The organism is Pseudomonas sp. SA233, from assembly GCF_054792385.1.
This window is the reverse complement of sequence record NZ_CP096449.1, coordinates 3,064,810-3,081,487: the sequence shown is the minus strand read 5'-3', so window position 1 is coordinate 3,081,487 and position 16,678 is coordinate 3,064,810. Positions and strand designations below refer to the sequence as shown.

Annotated in this window: 11 protein-coding genes; all 11 read right to left on the bottom strand. The window is 64.6% G+C overall.

Translation table 11 applies throughout. From position 1 onward, the window contains the following. Positions 1–40: 40 nt before the first annotated feature. A complete protein-coding gene (locus tag M1D87_RS14380; RefSeq protein ID WP_039613679.1) occupies positions 41–559 on the bottom strand; it encodes an Hcp family type VI secretion system effector in 519 nt (172 codons plus the stop codon). A gap of 143 nt (positions 560–702) precedes the next feature. Further along, a complete protein-coding gene (tssM, locus tag M1D87_RS14375; RefSeq protein WP_123085303.1) occupies positions 703–3,198 on the bottom strand; it encodes a type VI secretion system membrane subunit TssM in 2,496 nt (831 codons plus the stop codon). Further along, positions 3,195–4,103: a type VI secretion system-associated protein TagF gene (tagF, locus tag M1D87_RS14370; RefSeq protein ID WP_123085304.1), complete on the bottom strand. Its 909-nt coding sequence runs from the start codon at positions 4,101–4,103 to the stop codon at positions 3,195–3,197. The genes tssM and tagF overlap by 4 nt, the downstream gene beginning before the upstream one ends. After that, positions 4,100–7,903: a type VI secretion protein IcmF/TssM N-terminal domain-containing protein gene (locus tag M1D87_RS14365; protein ID WP_421091842.1), complete on the bottom strand. Its 3,804-nt coding sequence runs from the start codon at positions 7,901–7,903 to the stop codon at positions 4,100–4,102. Before M1D87_RS14365 ends, tagF begins: the two co-directional genes overlap by 4 nt. 30 nt (positions 7,904–7,933) lie before the next feature. Beyond that, positions 7,934–8,650, bottom strand: a complete 717-nt coding sequence (gene icmH / locus M1D87_RS14360) for a type IVB secretion system protein IcmH/DotU (RefSeq protein ID WP_023661181.1) — start codon at positions 8,648–8,650, stop codon at positions 7,934–7,936. Next, a complete protein-coding gene (tssK, locus tag M1D87_RS14355; RefSeq protein WP_061552524.1) occupies positions 8,647–9,990 on the bottom strand; it encodes a type VI secretion system baseplate subunit TssK in 1,344 nt (447 codons plus the stop codon). Before tssK ends, icmH begins: the two co-directional genes overlap by 4 nt. Further along, complete coding sequence (gene tssJ / locus M1D87_RS14350; protein ID WP_013972753.1) at positions 9,987–10,709, bottom strand: type VI secretion system lipoprotein TssJ; 723 nt, start codon at positions 10,707–10,709, stop codon at positions 9,987–9,989. Before tssJ ends, tssK begins: the two co-directional genes overlap by 4 nt. 24 nt (positions 10,710–10,733) lie before the next feature. Further along, on the bottom strand, positions 10,734–13,331 hold the full coding sequence (gene tssH, locus M1D87_RS14345; protein WP_015270494.1) for a type VI secretion system ATPase TssH: 2,598 nt from the start codon (positions 13,329–13,331) through the stop codon (positions 10,734–10,736). Further along, the gene (gene tssG, locus M1D87_RS14340) at positions 13,328–14,398 is read right to left on the bottom strand and encodes a type VI secretion system baseplate subunit TssG (RefSeq protein ID WP_015270493.1); all 1,071 of its coding nucleotides are present in this window, start codon (positions 14,396–14,398) and stop codon (positions 13,328–13,330) included. The genes tssH and tssG overlap by 4 nt, the downstream gene beginning before the upstream one ends. Continuing rightward, positions 14,362–16,182, bottom strand: a complete 1,821-nt coding sequence (gene tssF / locus M1D87_RS14335; protein ID WP_123085306.1) for a type VI secretion system baseplate subunit TssF — start codon at positions 16,180–16,182, stop codon at positions 14,362–14,364. Before tssF ends, tssG begins: the two co-directional genes overlap by 37 nt. After that, positions 16,182–16,664 carry a type VI secretion system baseplate subunit TssE gene (gene tssE, locus M1D87_RS14330; RefSeq protein WP_013972749.1) on the bottom strand — a complete coding sequence of 161 codons (483 nt, stop codon included), beginning with the start codon at positions 16,662–16,664 and terminating at the stop codon, positions 16,182–16,184. The genes tssF and tssE overlap by 1 nt, the downstream gene beginning before the upstream one ends. Positions 16,665–16,678: the final 14 nt, after the last annotated feature.

Here is a 16,678-nt window from a genome sequence, read left to right as displayed (position 1 = left end):
GGGATGTGGGCCGCCGTAGCGGCCCCCGGTACGCAGGTTATCAGGCAAACACTTTGTTCGCGGTGCGGTCCCAGCCGCCGACGATGTTGCCGCCAGCCTGGCCGTCGGTGCGGTTCTGCTGGGTGTAGGTGGTCTTGATGCGGGCGAAGTTGAAGCTGATTTCTTCGACCGGCAGGTCGCTCACAGCCTTGTCTTCACCGTTCTGGTTGCCACCGGCGATGAAGCGCACCGAGGACACCACGACTTCTTCCATGTCGATGGTCAGATAGGTGACCTTGTCACCACCGGCACGGTTCACGTTCAGCTTCAGCTTGGCGATGTGCTTGCCGGTGCAGCAGTGTTCGAACAGCTTGGCCGAAGCCTTGTCCACTGCCTTGCGGATCTTGAAGTCGCTCAGCGCAACACGCTCGGAAGATGCACCGCCCGAGGAGCTGGCAGTAGCCGAGGTGGCCTGGGTGGCGCCGTACTCGTAGCCCAGCACTTCGATCCAGTCCTTGTGCTTGTCATCCAGTACTTCGCCCGGGATACCGTCGATTTGGATATACGCGTCAAATGCCATTGTGAAACTCTCCATTAACAACATTTAAAGGGTTGCTCATGCGCCCCTTGGTTTTGACCTCGCCGAACCTGTCGGCAGAGGTAGCTTTCCGCTACCCGGGCCTCCTCCTGTGAGGCCCGGGTAGCCGGTTCTTGCAGCGGGCTTCAGTTGAGCCCGCGTACTTCGATTTCCACCCGGCGGTTGGGCTCCAGGCACTTGATCAGTTGCGCCCGCGGTTGCTGCAGGTCGCAGTTGACCAGCGGCTTGCGGCTGCCTTCGCCCTGGGCGACCACCAGTTCGGCAGGTACGCCCTTGCCGACCAGGTAGGTGCGAATGGTCTGCGCCCGCTGTTTCGAAACCTGCAGGTTGCCTTGGCTGTCGCCGAGCTGGTCGGCGTGGCCGGAAATGATGATCTTGCCGATGTTGGGCGTGTTCAGCAGTTTGCTGGCAATCGCGCTCAGCTGGCTCTGGCCTTCGCTCTTCAGGCTCTGGAAGTCGGCCCGGCCGAAAGCGAACAGGGTGTCGGACTCCAGCGTGATGGTCTCGATCGAACGCAACGACTGGGCGCGCAGGCTGTCGATGTAATTGCGCGAACTGGACATCAGGAAGGCGTTGTCGAGGATACGCGGCACATCCGGCTCACGAATCTGGTCGCTGTAGAAGGTGATCTGGCGGCTGGCGTACAGGTAGTCCTGGTTGCCGCCGGCCGCGCTTGCGGCCGCGGCCATGCTCTTGCCGGTATGGCGAGCGATGGCCGGGTACCAGTAGTCGGGCAGGTGCGCCTTGAGAAACGCCGGGTCGGCGTTTTCGCGTCGGGCCGGCGAGAGCATCACGTAGGTATCCAGCGCCGCCTTGCCGAAGTCGGCGATCGACTGCGCGCGGTTGTCATGTGGCAGCGCCTCGGCCTCGACGCTGTCCACGCCGCTCACAGGCTGCAGTTCGCGGGTGTTGCGCTGGTACACCTTGATCGTCGTCAGCAGGTACAGGGTGCGGGTCAGGTTGTCTGCCGTGGGCTTGAGCATCACGTTCTGCAGCGTGGAGAAGTAACGGCTGCGCAGCAGCGGCTCGACCTCGTGGCCCTGGTACAGGCCCAGGCGCATGCCCAGCGGCACGCCCTGTTCGCGGTGCTGCTGATAGTAGTGCTCGGCCCAGAAGCGCAAGCGGTCAAGGCTATGCCAGGCGGCGTACTGGCCGCGGGCAGCCTGGTCGTCGGCCTTGGCCTGGGCCAGTTCGCCGGCGATGCTGGCCAGGGTGGCGCGGTTGTTCAGGTACGACCAGCCCCACAGGCTGCACAGCACCAGGGCTGCCAGGCCGGTGGCGGCAACCCAGCCCGCCTTGCGCCGGCGCTCCCGCGTGTTGCTGGTGTACAGCGCCACCAGGTGCTGGTCGGGGATGATCACCTTGCGGAACAGGCTGTTGATGAACAGCGGCGCCGGCTGGCTGACGGCAGTGGCGGTGCCTTCGGCATGTTCGAGGGCGAAGCGTTCGGCCACATGCTGGCCGTGGCTGCCCCACAGGGCTTCGTCGGCCTGCAGTGCGGCAGTGAAATAGAAACCGCGCAGCATTTCGGCGTTCTGGTACGGGTTGGCGCGCAGCAGGCTGTCGACGAATTGTTGCAGGCGCGGCTTGAGTGCGGCCAGCTCCAGCGGGAAGCGATAGGCCGCATTGTTCTGCCGGGTTACCTGAATATCTTGCTGCACCAGTTGCTGGTTCGCCACCTGCTGCCAGTAACCGGTCAGCTCGTCCATCGCCTTGCCGAAACGCTGGCCCCAGTCGGCCTGTTCGTAACCCTTGTGCGAGAAGGTCTTGCCCATCACCTCTCCACGCGCGGCGTCGTCCAGCTGGCGATAGAACGGGGTGAAGCCGGGAATCAGGTCGCACTTGGTGAACACCAGGTAGATCGGCAGGCGCACTTCCAGCAGCGCGCAGCTTTCCTGGATCCGTTCACGCAGGCGCTTGGCCACGCGGTCCTGGTCCTCGGCCGAGCCATGCAGGATGTCGGCGATGCTGACGCTGACGATCAAGCCGTTGAGAGGGCGACGTTGGCGATGCTGGCGCAACAGCTGCAGGAAGCCGCGCCACTTGCCGGCTTCTTCGGGACTGTTCATGTAGCGCCCGGCGGTATCCAGCAGCACGGCTTCGGAGCTGAAGAACCAGTCGCAGTTGCGCGTGCCGCCAAGCCCCGCAACCCGTGCGCCTTCGCGTTCGGCATAGGGGAAGTTCAGGCCCGACTGCAGGATCATCGTGCTCTTGCCGGCGGCCGGCTGGCCGATCACCAGGTACCAGGGCAGGGCGTACAGCGCGTCCTTGGCCGAGGTGCCGCGAGGCGTGTTGCTGCGCAGGCGCTCGATGCTCTGCAGCAGGCGTTCGCGCAGCAGGCTTACTTCTTCGCGGTCGGCGGGGGTGGCGTTGAGTACCGCCTGGTCGGCGTCGTCGCGCAGCAGGCCTTCGAGGTTGTGGTGCTGGCCGGCGCCGCGGTACAGCAGCAGTACATAGCCCGCCGACAGCAGCAGAAACACGCCGATCCCGGCCAGCAGGCTATGCAGCGAGGCGAAGCCCAGGGCGCAACCGATGGCCCAGACCAGGAAGATCGCCAGGAAGAATGCTACCCCCAGCAGGTAGGGTTGGTAGCGCAGGCAGTAGTACTTGATCTTGTTCATACAGGTGTCGCATCCAGCGCATCGACGAACTGGTCGATGACATGTTCAAGAGATCGGTCGTAATCGTGCAGCCGTGGCGCTACCGTCAGCGGGTCGAGCGGCTCCAGATGCTGACCTGCTTCGGCGCAACCACTGAGCAGGCGGTAGGCACAGTTGGCGTGGCGCGACGGCAGGCAGTACAGCCGTGGTTTCATGAAGTCGTCGGCCAGCAGGCTCACCGCCGGCACGCCGGGCTGCCGGCTCATGCGGGTCAGCCAGGTCAGCCAGAGGTCGGCGGTAGGGTTTTTCAGCCCGCGTTCGGCCGGCAAGGGCAGTTCGATACCACCGGCGAAATCGTTGTGCAGCACGGCTCGGCTTGCCTGCAGCAGCGCAAGCGCCTTGTCACTTTTGAAGTCCGGCCAGGAGCGCAGCAGGGCGCGGGCGACATCGGCCAAGCTGAAATCCTTGAGGAATTTGGCGTGCACCTGGCGGAACAGGTCGAGGTCCTGGGCCTGCAGCGGCCGCAGGGCCTTGATGCGTTCGAACAGGCTGGTGCAGTCAGCACCCTGCACCGCCTGGTGCAGCATCGGCTTGATCTGCGCGCTGAACAGCTCGCCGAGGGTGAACGGGTTCACCAGCATCGTGGCTCCCTCGCCCTTGAGCAACTGGAAGATGAAGAACGGGTAGCGTCGCTGGCTGGCATCCCGCGAGCTGAGCAGGCCACCCAGCAGCCAGTTGCCGTTGCTCGCGCGGTAATTGAAGAAGCACATCGGCAGGGCGTCGAACAATGCCTGCCAGTCTTCGCGGTGGCGCATGGCCGCCAGCGCAGACTGCAGCCAGGCGTCGAACTCGCAGACTTCTTCCGCCGCGCCATGCAGGCTGACGAAGTCTGCGCTCGACGGCAGCTTGCCGAAGCAACCGATCATTGGGCGCCCCTGTCGTTGAGGGCGCTCAGCGCCTTGACATCACCCAGGTCGGTCAGTTTCACCCCACCGAAGTTACGCACTACAAGGCTCACGCGGCCGCTGGCGGTGTTCCAGCTGAAGCGTTGCTGAATGCCGTCCAGGTCCTCGACCCGGGCGCTTTCGTTCATGCGCAGCAGGCCCCAGCGCCCGGGGAAGTCGAACACGGTGACCCGCGCGCCACTGAGGGTGACCACATCCAGGCGGGCACCCGGAGCGTTGCTGGTGCCCGGCCAGGCGAAGCGGTTCCAGCTACTGCGGCCGTTGCGGTAGTGCTGTTCCTGGCCATCGAGGGTGAACACGATGTCGGTGAAGTTGGCAGAAGGTTCCAGCATGATTTCGAAGCCGTTGTCACGGTCCGACAGGCTGGCGATCACTTGGCCCACGGAGCTGGCCTTGTCGATGCTGTTGAGCATGCCTGGGTTGACCAGCGCCGGTGCCTTGCCGTCGCCCACACCCAGGCCTTCACCCCCGGCCAGGTTGCCGATTTCGTTGCGCTTGAAGGCCGGCAGCAGGCCACTGTCGGGGTCGACGAAGCGCTGCAGGTCCTTTACCGACGCCTCGTTGCGGCTGCTGCCGGCAATCGGGTAGCGGTGCGCCATGACCTGTTCCCAAGGCTTGGCGATCTGCTGCGCCCAGGCCTTGGCGATCTGCTGGCCGGCCGGATCGCGCAGGGTCGCCCAGGCATACTGGATAGGCAGGCTGAACAGCCCCTGCAGCGAGCGCGACAGGCCGTCCTGGCTGGTGTCGACGCTGCTCTCCACGTAGTTGCGCACGGTGGTGATCTCGCTCGGCTGGCCTTCCAGGGTCTCGCTGATCAGCTGCTTGCTGCTCTTGCCCACATCCTGCGAACGCTGGATGTTGTTCATGCGTACCTTGAGCTTGCGCAAGGCGGCCAGGTAGCGGTCCATGATGGTGCTGTCGGCACCTTCGGCGTTGTTTTCGGCGAATACCCGCGCTACCGGTTCGAAGCGCTTGGCCAGGCTGCCGTCGTCCACCGCCGGCAGGGTCGGGGCGACGTTGGCGGGCAGGGCGTCCTTGGTGTCGAGCAGGCCGGAGACCTTGCTCCAGAAGCCGTCATCGCGGGTACTACCGGGGGCCGGGATGGCGTGCTTGACCGGCAGGTCCCACTGGGTGTTGTCATTGACCGCCGCTAGCAGGTTCTTTACCGGCGAGTTCTGCACATCGCTGAGCAGCCCCAGCTGCTGGGTGGCCGAGGCCAGGTCGGCGAAGTGGCGTACCCCCACGCTGCTGACCATCTTGTACCAGGCCTGGGTGTAGTCGCGTTTGTAGCGGGTCATGAACTCGCGCACGAAGTTGGCCTTTTGCACGATGGCATCGCCACCTTCACCGTCCAGTACCCAGTCCGACTCGTTGCGCAGGTTGCCCGACACCAGCTTGATCAGTTCCGGCTTGACGAAGGTGTCCCAGCCCTGGCGGGTATAGATTGCCGGTACGCCAGCAGAGCCATACAGCAACGCGCGGCCCGGTTGCGGCACCAGGTCGTTCAGGCTCAGTGCCGGGAACTGGCGGCTCGACTCGAGTTGCAGGCGCAGGTACTCGCGATCGACCAGCGAGCTGGAGATCATGAACGACTTGAGATTCTGCCGGGTTTCGTTGATCAGCTGTTCGTTACGCGGCAACGACGGCGCCTGGCCTTGTTCCAGCAACTGTACGTACAGCGGGGCATTTTCTGCGATCACGGCTGCGTCGGCCGGAGTGCCTTCGGTGGCGGCGCTGGCCCAGGCCTGGGGCAGGTTGGCAGCGACGAAGGCCGGGTCCGGATGCCCTTGGGGCTCGGTCAGCAACAGGTACAGCTTGAGGGTGTTGTAGGCATCGATGATCGAGGCCACCTGCTGTTCGTCGAGGCGCCCGAGCATTTCTTCGGACAGTGACAGGCCACCGGTGGTGGCAGACAGCTCGGCGGCATCGCTGGCGGTGGCCAGGTTGACCTTGGCGGCATAGGCACCGGCGCGGCTGTTGCCCAGCGCAGCCTGGGCCTTGGCTGCAATGGCCGGGGCCAGCGGCTTGCCGTTGCGTTTTTTCGGTGTCGGCGCCGGGGTGAATTCCAGCTCCTGGTTGATACCGTTGGCAAAGGTGTTGAAGGCCCGCATCTGCACTTGCAGGCTGCGTGCGATCGGCTCCAGCGCCTGGCTGCGCAGTTGCGCCAGGTAGGCGGTGCGAGTCACCTGGTGGATGGCTTCGCCATGGTACAGGCCACCCCCCAACTGCAGTGGTACACCCTGCAGGCGATGGGTTTCGACGCGGGCCATCTGTTCGCGCAGCACTTCCAGGCCCTTGCCTGCGGCCAGCTGCTGCTCGCGGTCTTCTGCCTGCTCGATCTGCGCCAGCTGCCCGCGCAGGCTGTCCAGCCATTGGCGGTTATTGGTGAACGACAGTGCCTGCCAACCGATGAACAGCAACCCGGTCGCAGCGGCCAGGCCCAGCAGCAGCGGGCTGAACGCAGCCTGGCGGCCCAGGCGCGACTGGTACAGGGTCAGGTCGCGATCGGGGAAGATCACCTGGCGGAAGGTGTCGGTGATGAAGTAGCTGCGGTTGCCCGCGGCCTCGCCGACGTTCTCGGCGTGCTCATCGTAGGCGGCTTGCAGGGCGAATTCGTCGGCGATGACGTCTTCGTATACCTGCCCCAGCTGCTGCCCGGTCTGCAGGGCGCTGGTGAAGTACAGGCCGCGCAGCAGCAGCGGGGCACCGCCGCGATGGCCGCGGGTGAAGTGCTCCAGGAACTGCTCGAGGACACCGCTGAGTGCGGCGAAGTATTGCGGGAAGTTCAGCAGGGTGCTGTCGGCTTCGGCACCGAGGGCGATCACCTGCGCGTCGACATGCTGGCGAATGTGGTTCTGCAGGTTGCCCAGGCGCGTCTGCAGCACGGCGTGCAGGCCGTTGTTGCGGATTTCCGACAGGCCGAAGGTCATGCCCAGCGGTTGCTGGCGTTCATGCAGGTCGAGGCCGTCGAACGCCTGGCTGAAGCCCGGCAACTGGTCAGTCTTGCTCAGCATCAGGTAGACCGGCGGGTTGGCGTCAAGGCACTCGGCGTACTCTTCCACCCGCGCCACCAGCTGGGCCGCCAGGGCATTGCGTTCGTCGCTGTTGGCCGCCAGCAGCTCGGGCAGGCTGACCACCATGACCAGGCCATTGATCGCCGCCTTGCCGCGCTGCTTGCGCAGCATGCGCAGGAAGGCCGAGAACTCGCTGGCCGACTGGTCATCACGCAAATAGCGGCCGGCGGTGTCGATCATTACCGCGTCGGGGCTGAAGTACCAGTCGCAGTGCTGGGTGCCGCTTTCGCTGTCGTTGGCCGTGGCAATGCTGGCCGACAGGCCGGAATGGGTCAGCAGCGAGGTCTTGCCGGCTGCCGACATGCCAACCACCAGGTACCAGGGCAAGTCGGACAGTGCCGCCTTGCCACCGCCTCCAGCGGAGCGGTCGGTGCGCAACATGGCAATGGCATGCTTGAGGCGTTCGCGCAGCACCTGCTGGTCACGGAACTCGCCAGTGGCATTCCACGAGCGATCAACCTCGATCTGCAGCAGGTTCTCCAGGTTGTGCTCGGCGCGAATGCGCTGGTATTGGCGCAGCACGATCACCAGCAGGAAGCAGGCGCTGATGATTGCCAGTGCTTCGGGCAGGTGCTGTTGCAGCCATGGCAGCAACGGGGCGACCAACCAGCAGGTCAACAGGCTCGCCAGCCACAGCAGCAGCAGGAGAAACCAGAAATTCTTCAAAAGGCGCAGTAATGTTTTCATGTCTTCCTGACTCGGCTACCTGACGTTTGCTCAGGCACTGAACAGCTGGCGGATTTGTTCGGAAAGGGCGGCGACGTCCTTGTCCAGCAACCAGTCCAGCGTCAGGTACACGGCGACGCAGACCAGCGCGATCAGCGCCAGGTAAACCCACAGCGGCACCTCGTGGCGCAGCATCTGCGACACCTGGTCGGGCAGTGCCCAGTCCGGTGACAGTGCTTTGGGCGCCTTGCGGTAGCGGGCAATATCCTGGCCCAGGGTATTGGCCAGGTAGCGCAGCTGGTCTTTCTGGCCGAGGCTGAACTTGCCCTCGAAGCCCAAGGCCAGGCACAGGTGGTAGACCTCGAGTACATCGATGTTCTGCTTGACGTCGGCACGCAGCGCATCGACCTTCTCGAAGAAGCCTTCACCCGCCAGGTGCACGCCGAAGTAGCGGAACTGCAGCGGCTGCAGCTCGAAGTGCTGGCGCAGCTGGTTGTCGCTCGCGCGCAGCACGCTCTCGTCGAGGAAGGCACACAGCGCGTACTGGGTGTCCTTGACCTGTTCGGCGCTGTAGTTGGCGGCGCGGGCGTCGCGTTCCAGGTTGGCGAAGAACCGTTCCACGCTGGCTTCGAAGGCCGGCACCGAGGTGACCTGACGACCACGCCGCACGATCAGGGCCATGCTGATGAAGTCCTGGACCAGGTCCTTGAGCGTTGGTTTGTCGTTGGCGGCCGCGACGGCGCCCTGTTGCAATACGGCTTCGGTCATTTGAGCACCGCCATCAGTTCAAGCTTGAGGTTGGTAAAGGCGCTGGGCGCGTAGAAGCAGATGGTCTGGGCATTCATCATTCGCTCGTAGACATGGCCATGCGGCTCGATGGCGAAGTACTGGTTGTCCAGGCGCACCGGAATTGCGTTGGGCAGCCGTGCGGCATGGTTGAGCGTGACGCCGGGCATCGCGCTGTTGACCACCACCTCGATGTCTTCCGGCGAGCCGACCTTGAATGCCCGCGGTACCAGCTCCAGCAGGCTGGCACCAGGCATGTCGGCATGGACCGAGATATAGAAGTCGGCCTCGGTCAGGCGTGGATCGTGCAACTGGCCCTGCCAGTACGACGGCTTGGTCTGGTTGAGGTTGATGACGATGCACTGGTTGGGCACCACGTTGTCGAGCATCACCCGGATCATCTCGTCGAGCTTGACCAGCGACGCGGCCGGGTCGTGATGGTCGTATTCGGGGATGTCGCTGAGCTGGGTGTCCAGGGTGAACGTCAGCAGGCCACCCGCCAGGTCGGCAAGGAACAGGTACAGGCGCTCGGGGTGCAGGCGCGGGTGCGCCAGCAGATGGGCCAGCTGCGGGTGGGCGCGGTTGACGGTGTTCAGCAGCCAGAACAGGGTTACGTCGCTGGAGCCGAACTCGGCGATCTGGTCGGCGCGTTCGCGGCGTCGGCCGGACAGGGCCTTGCTCTTGGCCTGCAGGGCGCCGAGCAGGCGCTTGCCGATGCCGGCCAGGGTCTCGTGGCTGCCCAGATGCAGAGTGGGGTGGACGAAATGCGGGTCGAGATTGAAACCGCCCATGCTGTTGCGGGACAGCCTGGCCAGCGGGCAGTGGCTGTAGCCGTCCAGGCTGTCACCGTCCACCAGCAGCACCACGTTCAGGCGCAGGCTGGTGATTTCGTTTTCCAGCTCGCCTTCATTGAGGTCGGGCAGGGTATCGAACTGCTTGCGGAAACGCCGCGCGGCCTTGTGTTCCTGGCCGTCCTCGACATAGTTCAGGCCGAATGGCTCGGGCAGTTTCAAGGCAGCATGGACCTTGAGGTCGTTGGCCTTTAGCAGGTCCTTGAGGTCGCGGGCAGCCGGCAGCGGGTCATGCTGCGGCGCGTCGTACAGGCTGCCATCGGGGAACACCAGCTTCAGGCGCTTGAGCTGCAGCGAACCGTTGGCCAGGGCGTCCTCATCCACCTGCAGTACCTGAACACCCCAATGGAATGGGGTGGTGCGCAGGGTCGCCTCGGCCAGCTGGTGCTGGTGGAACTCATCCTGGTACTGGAAGTGCTGGGGCAGCAGGAACATGCCTTCCGACCACATCACCCGGCTCTGCTTGCTCATTTGACGCTATCCACTAAAGAGTTGAAGGTTGAATCCATGGTGTTCTGTGCCGATTTGCCGGCGGCATCGCTGGCCTTGTCGAGCACGGCGTCCTGCACCTTGTCGGTGAGCGTCGGTGCGTTGTCCCGGGCCTTCTGCGCGGCTGCCAGCTGGTCGGCGGTCGGCGGTTTGTTCAGTACGTCGACGCCACGCATGGCGCTGATTTCGGTGTTGTCCACCAGTACCCGCAGGCCGTCGGAAGAGAACCAGATACCGTCCTTGCGCAGCGAGTTGGCGTCGAAGGCGACCTTCCAGCGCGCGTCCTGTTCGTTGCGGAAGAACGCTGCCACGCCGACGTAGCGAGCGCTCTTGGCCAGTGGCCACTGGTCGATCTGGCCGATGCCCGGCAGCAGGGTGATCTCGCGGGCTTCCACCAGGGTGTTGCCCAAGGCCTTTTCCGGGGTGTCCCACAGGGTCTCGGCATCGGTCGCGGCGAAGCGTTCGAGGTCGGTCAGCTGGTACACGCGCATCACCACCGACAGCGGCTTGCCCTCGGCATCGGGGTTGAGCTGGTTGCCGCCGTCGGAGGTCAGGATGACCTTTTCGCTGTCGGCCAGCATGTCGGCCGCCCAGCTGTCTTCCATGCGCTTGCCGATACGGTCGGTGACCCCGCAGCCGGCCAGCGCCACCAGCAAGGCAGCTGTGGTCAGGCGTTTGAGGGCGGTGTGCTTGTGTTGCATGACGGCAAAACCTCCGTGTACTGGTCAGGCCACGCGATAGGCGAAATCGCCATCGCTGCCCAGCTCGATCGCAAGACGCTGGATCGGCGTGTCCTGGGCCATGCGCTCGAGCACGCGCTGGGCGAGCTCGGGCATCAGGGTCTGGGACAGGATGTTGTCGATGTTGCGTGCACCGCTGTCGACCTCGGTGCAGCGCGCGGCGATGGCCTTGACCAACGCCTGGTCGTAGCTGAGCTCGGCCTGGTGGTTGCGGGCGAAGCGCTTGGCGATGCGTTCGAGCTTGAGGGCGACGATGCGCTCGAGGATCTGGTCCTGCACCGGGTAGAACGGCACGATGCTGAGGCGGCCGAGGAAGGCCGGCTTGAACACATGGTTGAGCTGGTCACGCAGGTCTTCGACGATCGCTGCGGGCGTCGGTAGCTCGGTGGCGTTCAGGCAGGTCTGCATGATGCGCTCGGTACCGGTATTGGAGGTGAGGATGATCACCGTGTTGCGGAAATTGATCTCGCGGCCTTCGCCATCGTCCAGCACGCCCTTGTCGAATACCTGGAAGAACAGTTCGAGCACGTCGGGGTGGGCTTTTTCCACCTCGTCGAGCAACACCACGCTGTACGGCTTGCGGCGCACCGCCTCGGTCAGCACGCCGCCTTCGCCATAGCCGACATAGCCGGGAGGCGAGCCCTTGAGGCTCGAAACGGTGTGAGCTTCCTGGTACTCGGACATGTTGATGGTGATGAGGTTGCGTTCACCGCCGTACAGGGTATCGGCCAGGGCCAGCGCGGTTTCGGTCTTGCCGACGCCGCTGGGGCCGAGCAGCAGGAACACACCGATCGGTTTGTTCGGGTCTTCCATGCGTGCGCGGGAAATCTTGATGCGCTTGCCGATCTCGTGCAGGGCGTGGTCCTGGCCCAGCACGCGCTCACCAAGCAGGGCCGGCAGGCGCTGCACGGTGTCGATCTCGTCACGCAGCATCTTGCCCAGCGGGATACCGGTCCAGCCGCTGATGACCTGGGCGATGGCGCCGCTGTCGACCAGGGCATGGACCAGGGGCTGATCGCCTTGCACGCGGGCCAGTTCGGCACGCAGGGCGTTGAGCTGCTTGGCATCGGCCTCGCTGGCGGCGTCCAGCGCCTTGAGCTGTTCGACCAGTTCCAGCTCCTGTTGCCACTGCGTGTTCAGCTGCTGCTCCCGCTGCTGCTCGGCCTGAAGGGCAGCCTGCAGCTCGCCCAGGCGGCGAGTGTGGTCGTGGCCTTTGCCGGCTTCGTGGCCGAGCACGGCGATTTCGGCCTGCAGGTTGTCGATCTGGCGTCGGCAGTCTTCCAGGGCGCCAGGTTGCGACGATTGCGCCAGGGCAATGCGTGCGCAGGCGGTGTCGAGCACGCTGACCGCCTTGTCGGGCAGCTGGCGGCCGGTGATGTAGCGGTTGGACAGGCGCACGGCCTGCACCAGCGCTTCGTCCATCACCGCTACCTTGTGGTGTTCGCGCATCTTGCCGAGCAGGCCGCGCAGCATGTGGATGGCCTTGTCTTCGTCGGGTTCCTCCACCTTGACCACCTGGAAGCGGCGGGCGAGGGCGGCGTCCTTCTCGAAGTACTTCTTGTATTCGGCCCAGGTAGTGGCGGCGATGGTGCGCAGCTCGCCACGGGCCAGGGCCGGCTTGAGCAGGTTGGCGGCATCGTTCTGCCCGGCCTGGCCACCGGAACCGATCAGGGTGTGGGCTTCGTCGATGAACAGGATGATCGGGTGCAGGCTGCGTTTGACCTCTTCGATCACTGCCTTGAGGCGGTTCTCGAACTCGCCCTTGACCCCGGCGCCGGCCTGCAGCAGGCCCAGGTCGAGGGTGTGCAGGGCCACATCCTTGAGCACCGCCGGCACGTCACCTTGGGCGATGCGCAGGGCCAGGCCTTCGACCACGGCGGTTTTGCCGACCCCGGCTTCGCCGGTGAGGATCGGGTTGTTCTGCCGACGGCGGGTGAGGATGTCGACCATCTGCCGTACTTCGAACTCGCGGCCCAGCACCGGGTCGATGCGGCCTTCGCGGGCGCTCTGGGTGAGGTTGACCGTGTACTGGTCCAGCGCCGGAGTCTTGCCGCCGGCCTTGCTCGCACTGTTCACTGGCGCCGCAGGGCTGGCCAGCGGGCTGGCCTGCCGGGACTCGGCGCTGCCTTCCACCAGCGCCGCAAGGTTCAGGCGCAGGTCATCGGCGTTGATTTTCTCCAGCTCCGGCGCCGAGGCGATCACCACGCGACGCAGTTCGGCATCGTCGAGCAGGGCCTGCAGCAGGTGAGCGCTGCGCACCTGGCCGACGCCGTATTCGATCGACGCCAGCAACCAGGCCTGTTCGATCATGCGGGTGATGTGCGGCGACAGCGCCGGGGTGCGGGTATTACCTTTCTTGAAGGTGCCCAGGGCCGTGACCAGTTGCGCCTGCAAGCGCTCGGCGACTACTTCGTAGTGGCGCAGGATTGGCGCCAGGTCGCTGTCGCTGTTGTCGAGCAACTGCAGCAGCAGGTGCTCCACCTCCACGTCGTAATGGTGCTCCGACAGGCACAGGGCCGCCGCGCTTTCCGTGGCCGTGCGGCTGGTTTCGTTGAGCTTGGCGAACAGAGACTTCAGGTTCACAAGGCGACCCCATCGTAAGGAATGTGGAAGACGGCGCAACGCGAAGGCTCCGCGTCACGACCAGGGCGTTTGAGCCAGCCCAGCCAGCCCAGGGCGACATTGCCACTGCGGCCCAGCTGGGCGCGTGGCACCGCCTCGCGCTTGAGGCGCGGGGCAATTTCGAAATCCAGTTCGGCGCCTATATAGAAGCGCACCAGCTCGACCAGCTTGCGGTAGCACGCGGTGCCCGGCTGGAAGCGCTGGTAGTCGGCCAGGCTTAGCGGGCCCAGCTCGATGCGGATGCACGACTGGTAGTCCCAGACCCGGTTGCCGGCTACGGCGCTGTGGCCGAGCTGGGCATTGCGGCGGCCGAGCTGGGTGCATTGTTCGGGCTGCAGGTGCAGCCAGCGCCCGGCGAACTGGCGGACCTTGATCGGCAGCGAGAAATAGAAGCCGAGCATGCGTTCGAGGTTCAGCGCGTTGCGCGGCTTCTGGCTGAGCAGGCCGGCAAAGTAGCTGAACAGCTCGCGGCGCAGCGCGGTTGGTTGCTGCTCGAACTTGAGTTGCTGCGCGCGCGGGCCGAGGCCGACCAGGTTGAGCAGGTAGCCATCGAAGCCCGAAGTGCCATTGCGCTCGTGCTCGATATGAAATTTGTACTTCTGCCAGGCTTCGTAGAACAGCGTGGTCATGCGGTGCGAGAAGATGTCGAGAAACGCGTGGGCGGCATCGTCGCGATACTGCACGTGGCGCTCCAGCAGCAGCTCGGTATACGGGCGCGGCAGTACGCCCGACGGCCCGACCAGGCCCATGAAGGTGACCTGCACTTCCGACAGCGGCAAGCCGGCCGGCGACACCTTGCCTTCGCGCTCGAAGTGCAGGTCGCTGACCTCGCTGGCCGGGAACGCCAGCGACAGCTGGGTACGAAAACGCAGCGGGTCTTCGTGCGGCCGGGTTGCCAGGTCCATGCGCCCGGTACGGCTGTAGTGCAGGCGGAGCAGGCGCACCAATTGAAAGAATTCGAATCGGTGCGGCTCGGCTCGGGCCTGATCGATCAGACCAGGGGCTGATCGCCGGTGCGTGCTGGCCATTGGACGACTCTCTTTTCTCGTTGTTGGGTGCGCAGGGCCAGTTGGGTGAAGCTGTTCATCGAGCAGTACTGGCCGAAGAAGTGGTCCAGCACCATGCCGAACAGGTACACGCCACTGCCGATGAACTGGCTTTCGTCCAGGGTCAGGGTGATGCCGACGCCACGTACGAAGTTCGGCCGCGGGTGGCCGATGCGTGCGACCACCGGCTCGCTGCTGATCGCCTTGATGCCGTTGATCTGTTTGCGAATGGCGGAAACATTGCGGTAGTTGTACAGCGACAACAGCTCCAGCAGCACTTCGCGGCCCTGGCTGACCAGCGACATATGGTTCAGCGACAGGTGGGCGATCAACCGCCAGATCAGGCCCTTGCCCAGGGGCACACGCACCGTGGCGGTGGGCTTGCGCAGGCAGCGGATATCCTTGATCACCGAGTTGGCGGGAATGTTGAAGTCACCACGTTCGCCCCCGAACGGCAGCATCAGCGGTACATCGCGGTTGCTGCAGGTAAGGCCGATGCTGAGGGTGTCGCTGCTGGCGTCGATCAGCTCCAGGTCGCGGTCGACCACGCGGATGCTCATGGCGGTGGCGTCACCCTGGATGCGCCGGCGCGCCACCCAGAAGCTGCTGTGCGGGTCCTGCTCGCCACGGGGTTCGAAAAACGGGTGGCAGGTGGCGACCTGGTCGATGCCGCCGAGTTTGCGCACCCGCCGTACGCGGTCGATCGAGACGACTTCGGCAGCGTTGTGCAGCCGTGTATCGGGAGTGACCGGGTATTCGTGCTGGGTGTGGGTCAGCTTGATCGGTTCGGCTTGCTGGCGGAACAGGTTGATGATCGGTGTGCAGTTGAGCTTGAAGTTGTTGCGCCCGATGTTCTGTGTCAGCCGCGCCAGGCGCTCGCTGAGGTCGTAGTCGGAGAAATAGAAGTTGATCTCGACCTGCTCGATGGCCTTGCCCTGCAGGATGCGGGCAAAGCCGTTCAGGTCGAAGAACATGAACTTGTCGGGGAAGGTGAAGTACTCGTGCAGCAGGCGGTAGCCCAGGAACGAGCGCTCGGAGTAGTCCACCAGGCCTTCGTCACGGGCGTAGCCCACGGCTTTCAGGGCATCGGCCGGCAAGGCCACTTCGCGGCTGCGGCCCTGGTCCTGGAAGCTCAGGGTGGCCTTGGCCAGGTTGTTGAACAGCAGCTCGTACAGCTGCAGCATCAGGGTCGCCTCGCCGTCGAGGAAGAACCGCAGGCGGTCCAGTTCCATCTGCCCGAACAGGGCATCGCCGGTGGCTGCCAGGCGGATGCGCAGGCGTGCGACCAGGTCGGCGCTGTGGCCGTTGAAGGCCGAACGCTCCAGTTCGGCGAACGAGGCCTGCTGCACGGCAATCGGCCACAGCTCAACCGGGTAGCAGGTGCGGAACTTGCACACCACACCTTCCACGGCATTGGCATGCATCTCGGTATGGCGCGCCACCCGGTAGGCTTCGGTGACTTTCTCGTGCTTGCCCAGGCTCAGCTCGGCAATCGACATCGATGGGGTAGGGCGCAGGTAGTGTGGGTACAGCACCTCGAGGAAGGATTCGACGATTTCCGGAAACTCGTCATCGAGCTTCTTGTGCACCCGCGCAGACAGGAACGAGAACGCCTCGATCAGGCGCTCGGTGTGCGGGTCTTCGCAGTTGTCGCCCTCGATCAACAGCCGCGAAGCGATTTTCGGGTACTGCGCGGCAAACTCCTGGCCGAGGAAGCGCAGGTGCGACAGTTCCTTTTCGTAGTAGGGCAGCAGTTCGTCGAGCATCAGTTGAGGTTCTGCACTTTGTATTCCTGGGTGTTGACCTGCAGCACGGCGTCGAATGACACCTGGCGGCTGATGTCCTGCAGACGCAACACGGCGTCCACGCGGAAGGTCAACATGCGGTGGCCGTTCTGCTGGGCCAGCAGCTGCACGCGGACACGGCGAAAGCGCCGGTCCCCTGTGCTGATCGCCCGCTCCAGTTGCTGCTGGATCAGGCGCCGATCATGCGGGTCGAGCACGCTGCGGCTGATGAAGTCGGGCATGCCGTATTCGAGGATGGAGCCACCGAGCTGGCTGTAGCCCTCCAGCTCTTCGGCGACCAGGCTCTGGCGAGTGTTCACCAGTACCTCCAGGTCACGGACGATGCTGGCCTTGTACTCGCTCAACGAGCAGGTGCGTTGCACGGCTGGCTCGGCCGACTGGTACGGACGGTCGTCCAGCAGTCGGTCGAGCAGCGAGGGCAGCAGGCGGGCCTGGTTACTCATGTGTCATCCCTGTA

Bases quoted from the DNA above. Each gene is read 5' to 3' on its own strand.
- icmH (WP_023661181.1), bottom strand. From the start codon at position 8,650: ATGACCGAAGCCGTATTGCAACAGGGCGCCGTCGCGGCCGCCAACGAC.
- tssJ (WP_013972753.1), bottom strand. From the start codon at position 10,709: ATGCAACACAAGCACACCGCCCTCAAACGCCTGACCACAGCTGCCTTG.
- M1D87_RS14380 (WP_039613679.1), bottom strand. From the start codon at position 559: ATGGCATTTGACGCGTATATCCAAATCGACGGTATCCCGGGCGAAGTA.
- M1D87_RS14365 (WP_421091842.1), bottom strand. From the start codon at position 7,903: ATGAAAACATTACTGCGCCTTTTGAAGAATTTCTGGTTTCTCCTGCTG.
- tagF (WP_123085304.1), bottom strand. From the start codon at position 4,103: ATGATCGGTTGCTTCGGCAAGCTGCCGTCGAGCGCAGACTTCGTCAGC.
- tssK (WP_061552524.1), bottom strand. From the start codon at position 9,990: ATGAGCAAGCAGAGCCGGGTGATGTGGTCGGAAGGCATGTTCCTGCTG.
- tssG (WP_015270493.1), bottom strand. From the start codon at position 14,398: ATGGCCAGCACGCACCGGCGATCAGCCCCTGGTCTGATCGATCAGGCC.
- tssE (WP_013972749.1), bottom strand. From the start codon at position 16,664: ATGAGTAACCAGGCCCGCCTGCTGCCCTCGCTGCTCGACCGACTGCTG.
- tssF (WP_123085306.1), bottom strand. From the start codon at position 16,182: ATGCTCGACGAACTGCTGCCCTACTACGAAAAGGAACTGTCGCACCTG.
- tssM (WP_123085303.1), bottom strand. From the start codon at position 3,198: ATGAACAAGATCAAGTACTACTGCCTGCGCTACCAACCCTACCTGCTG.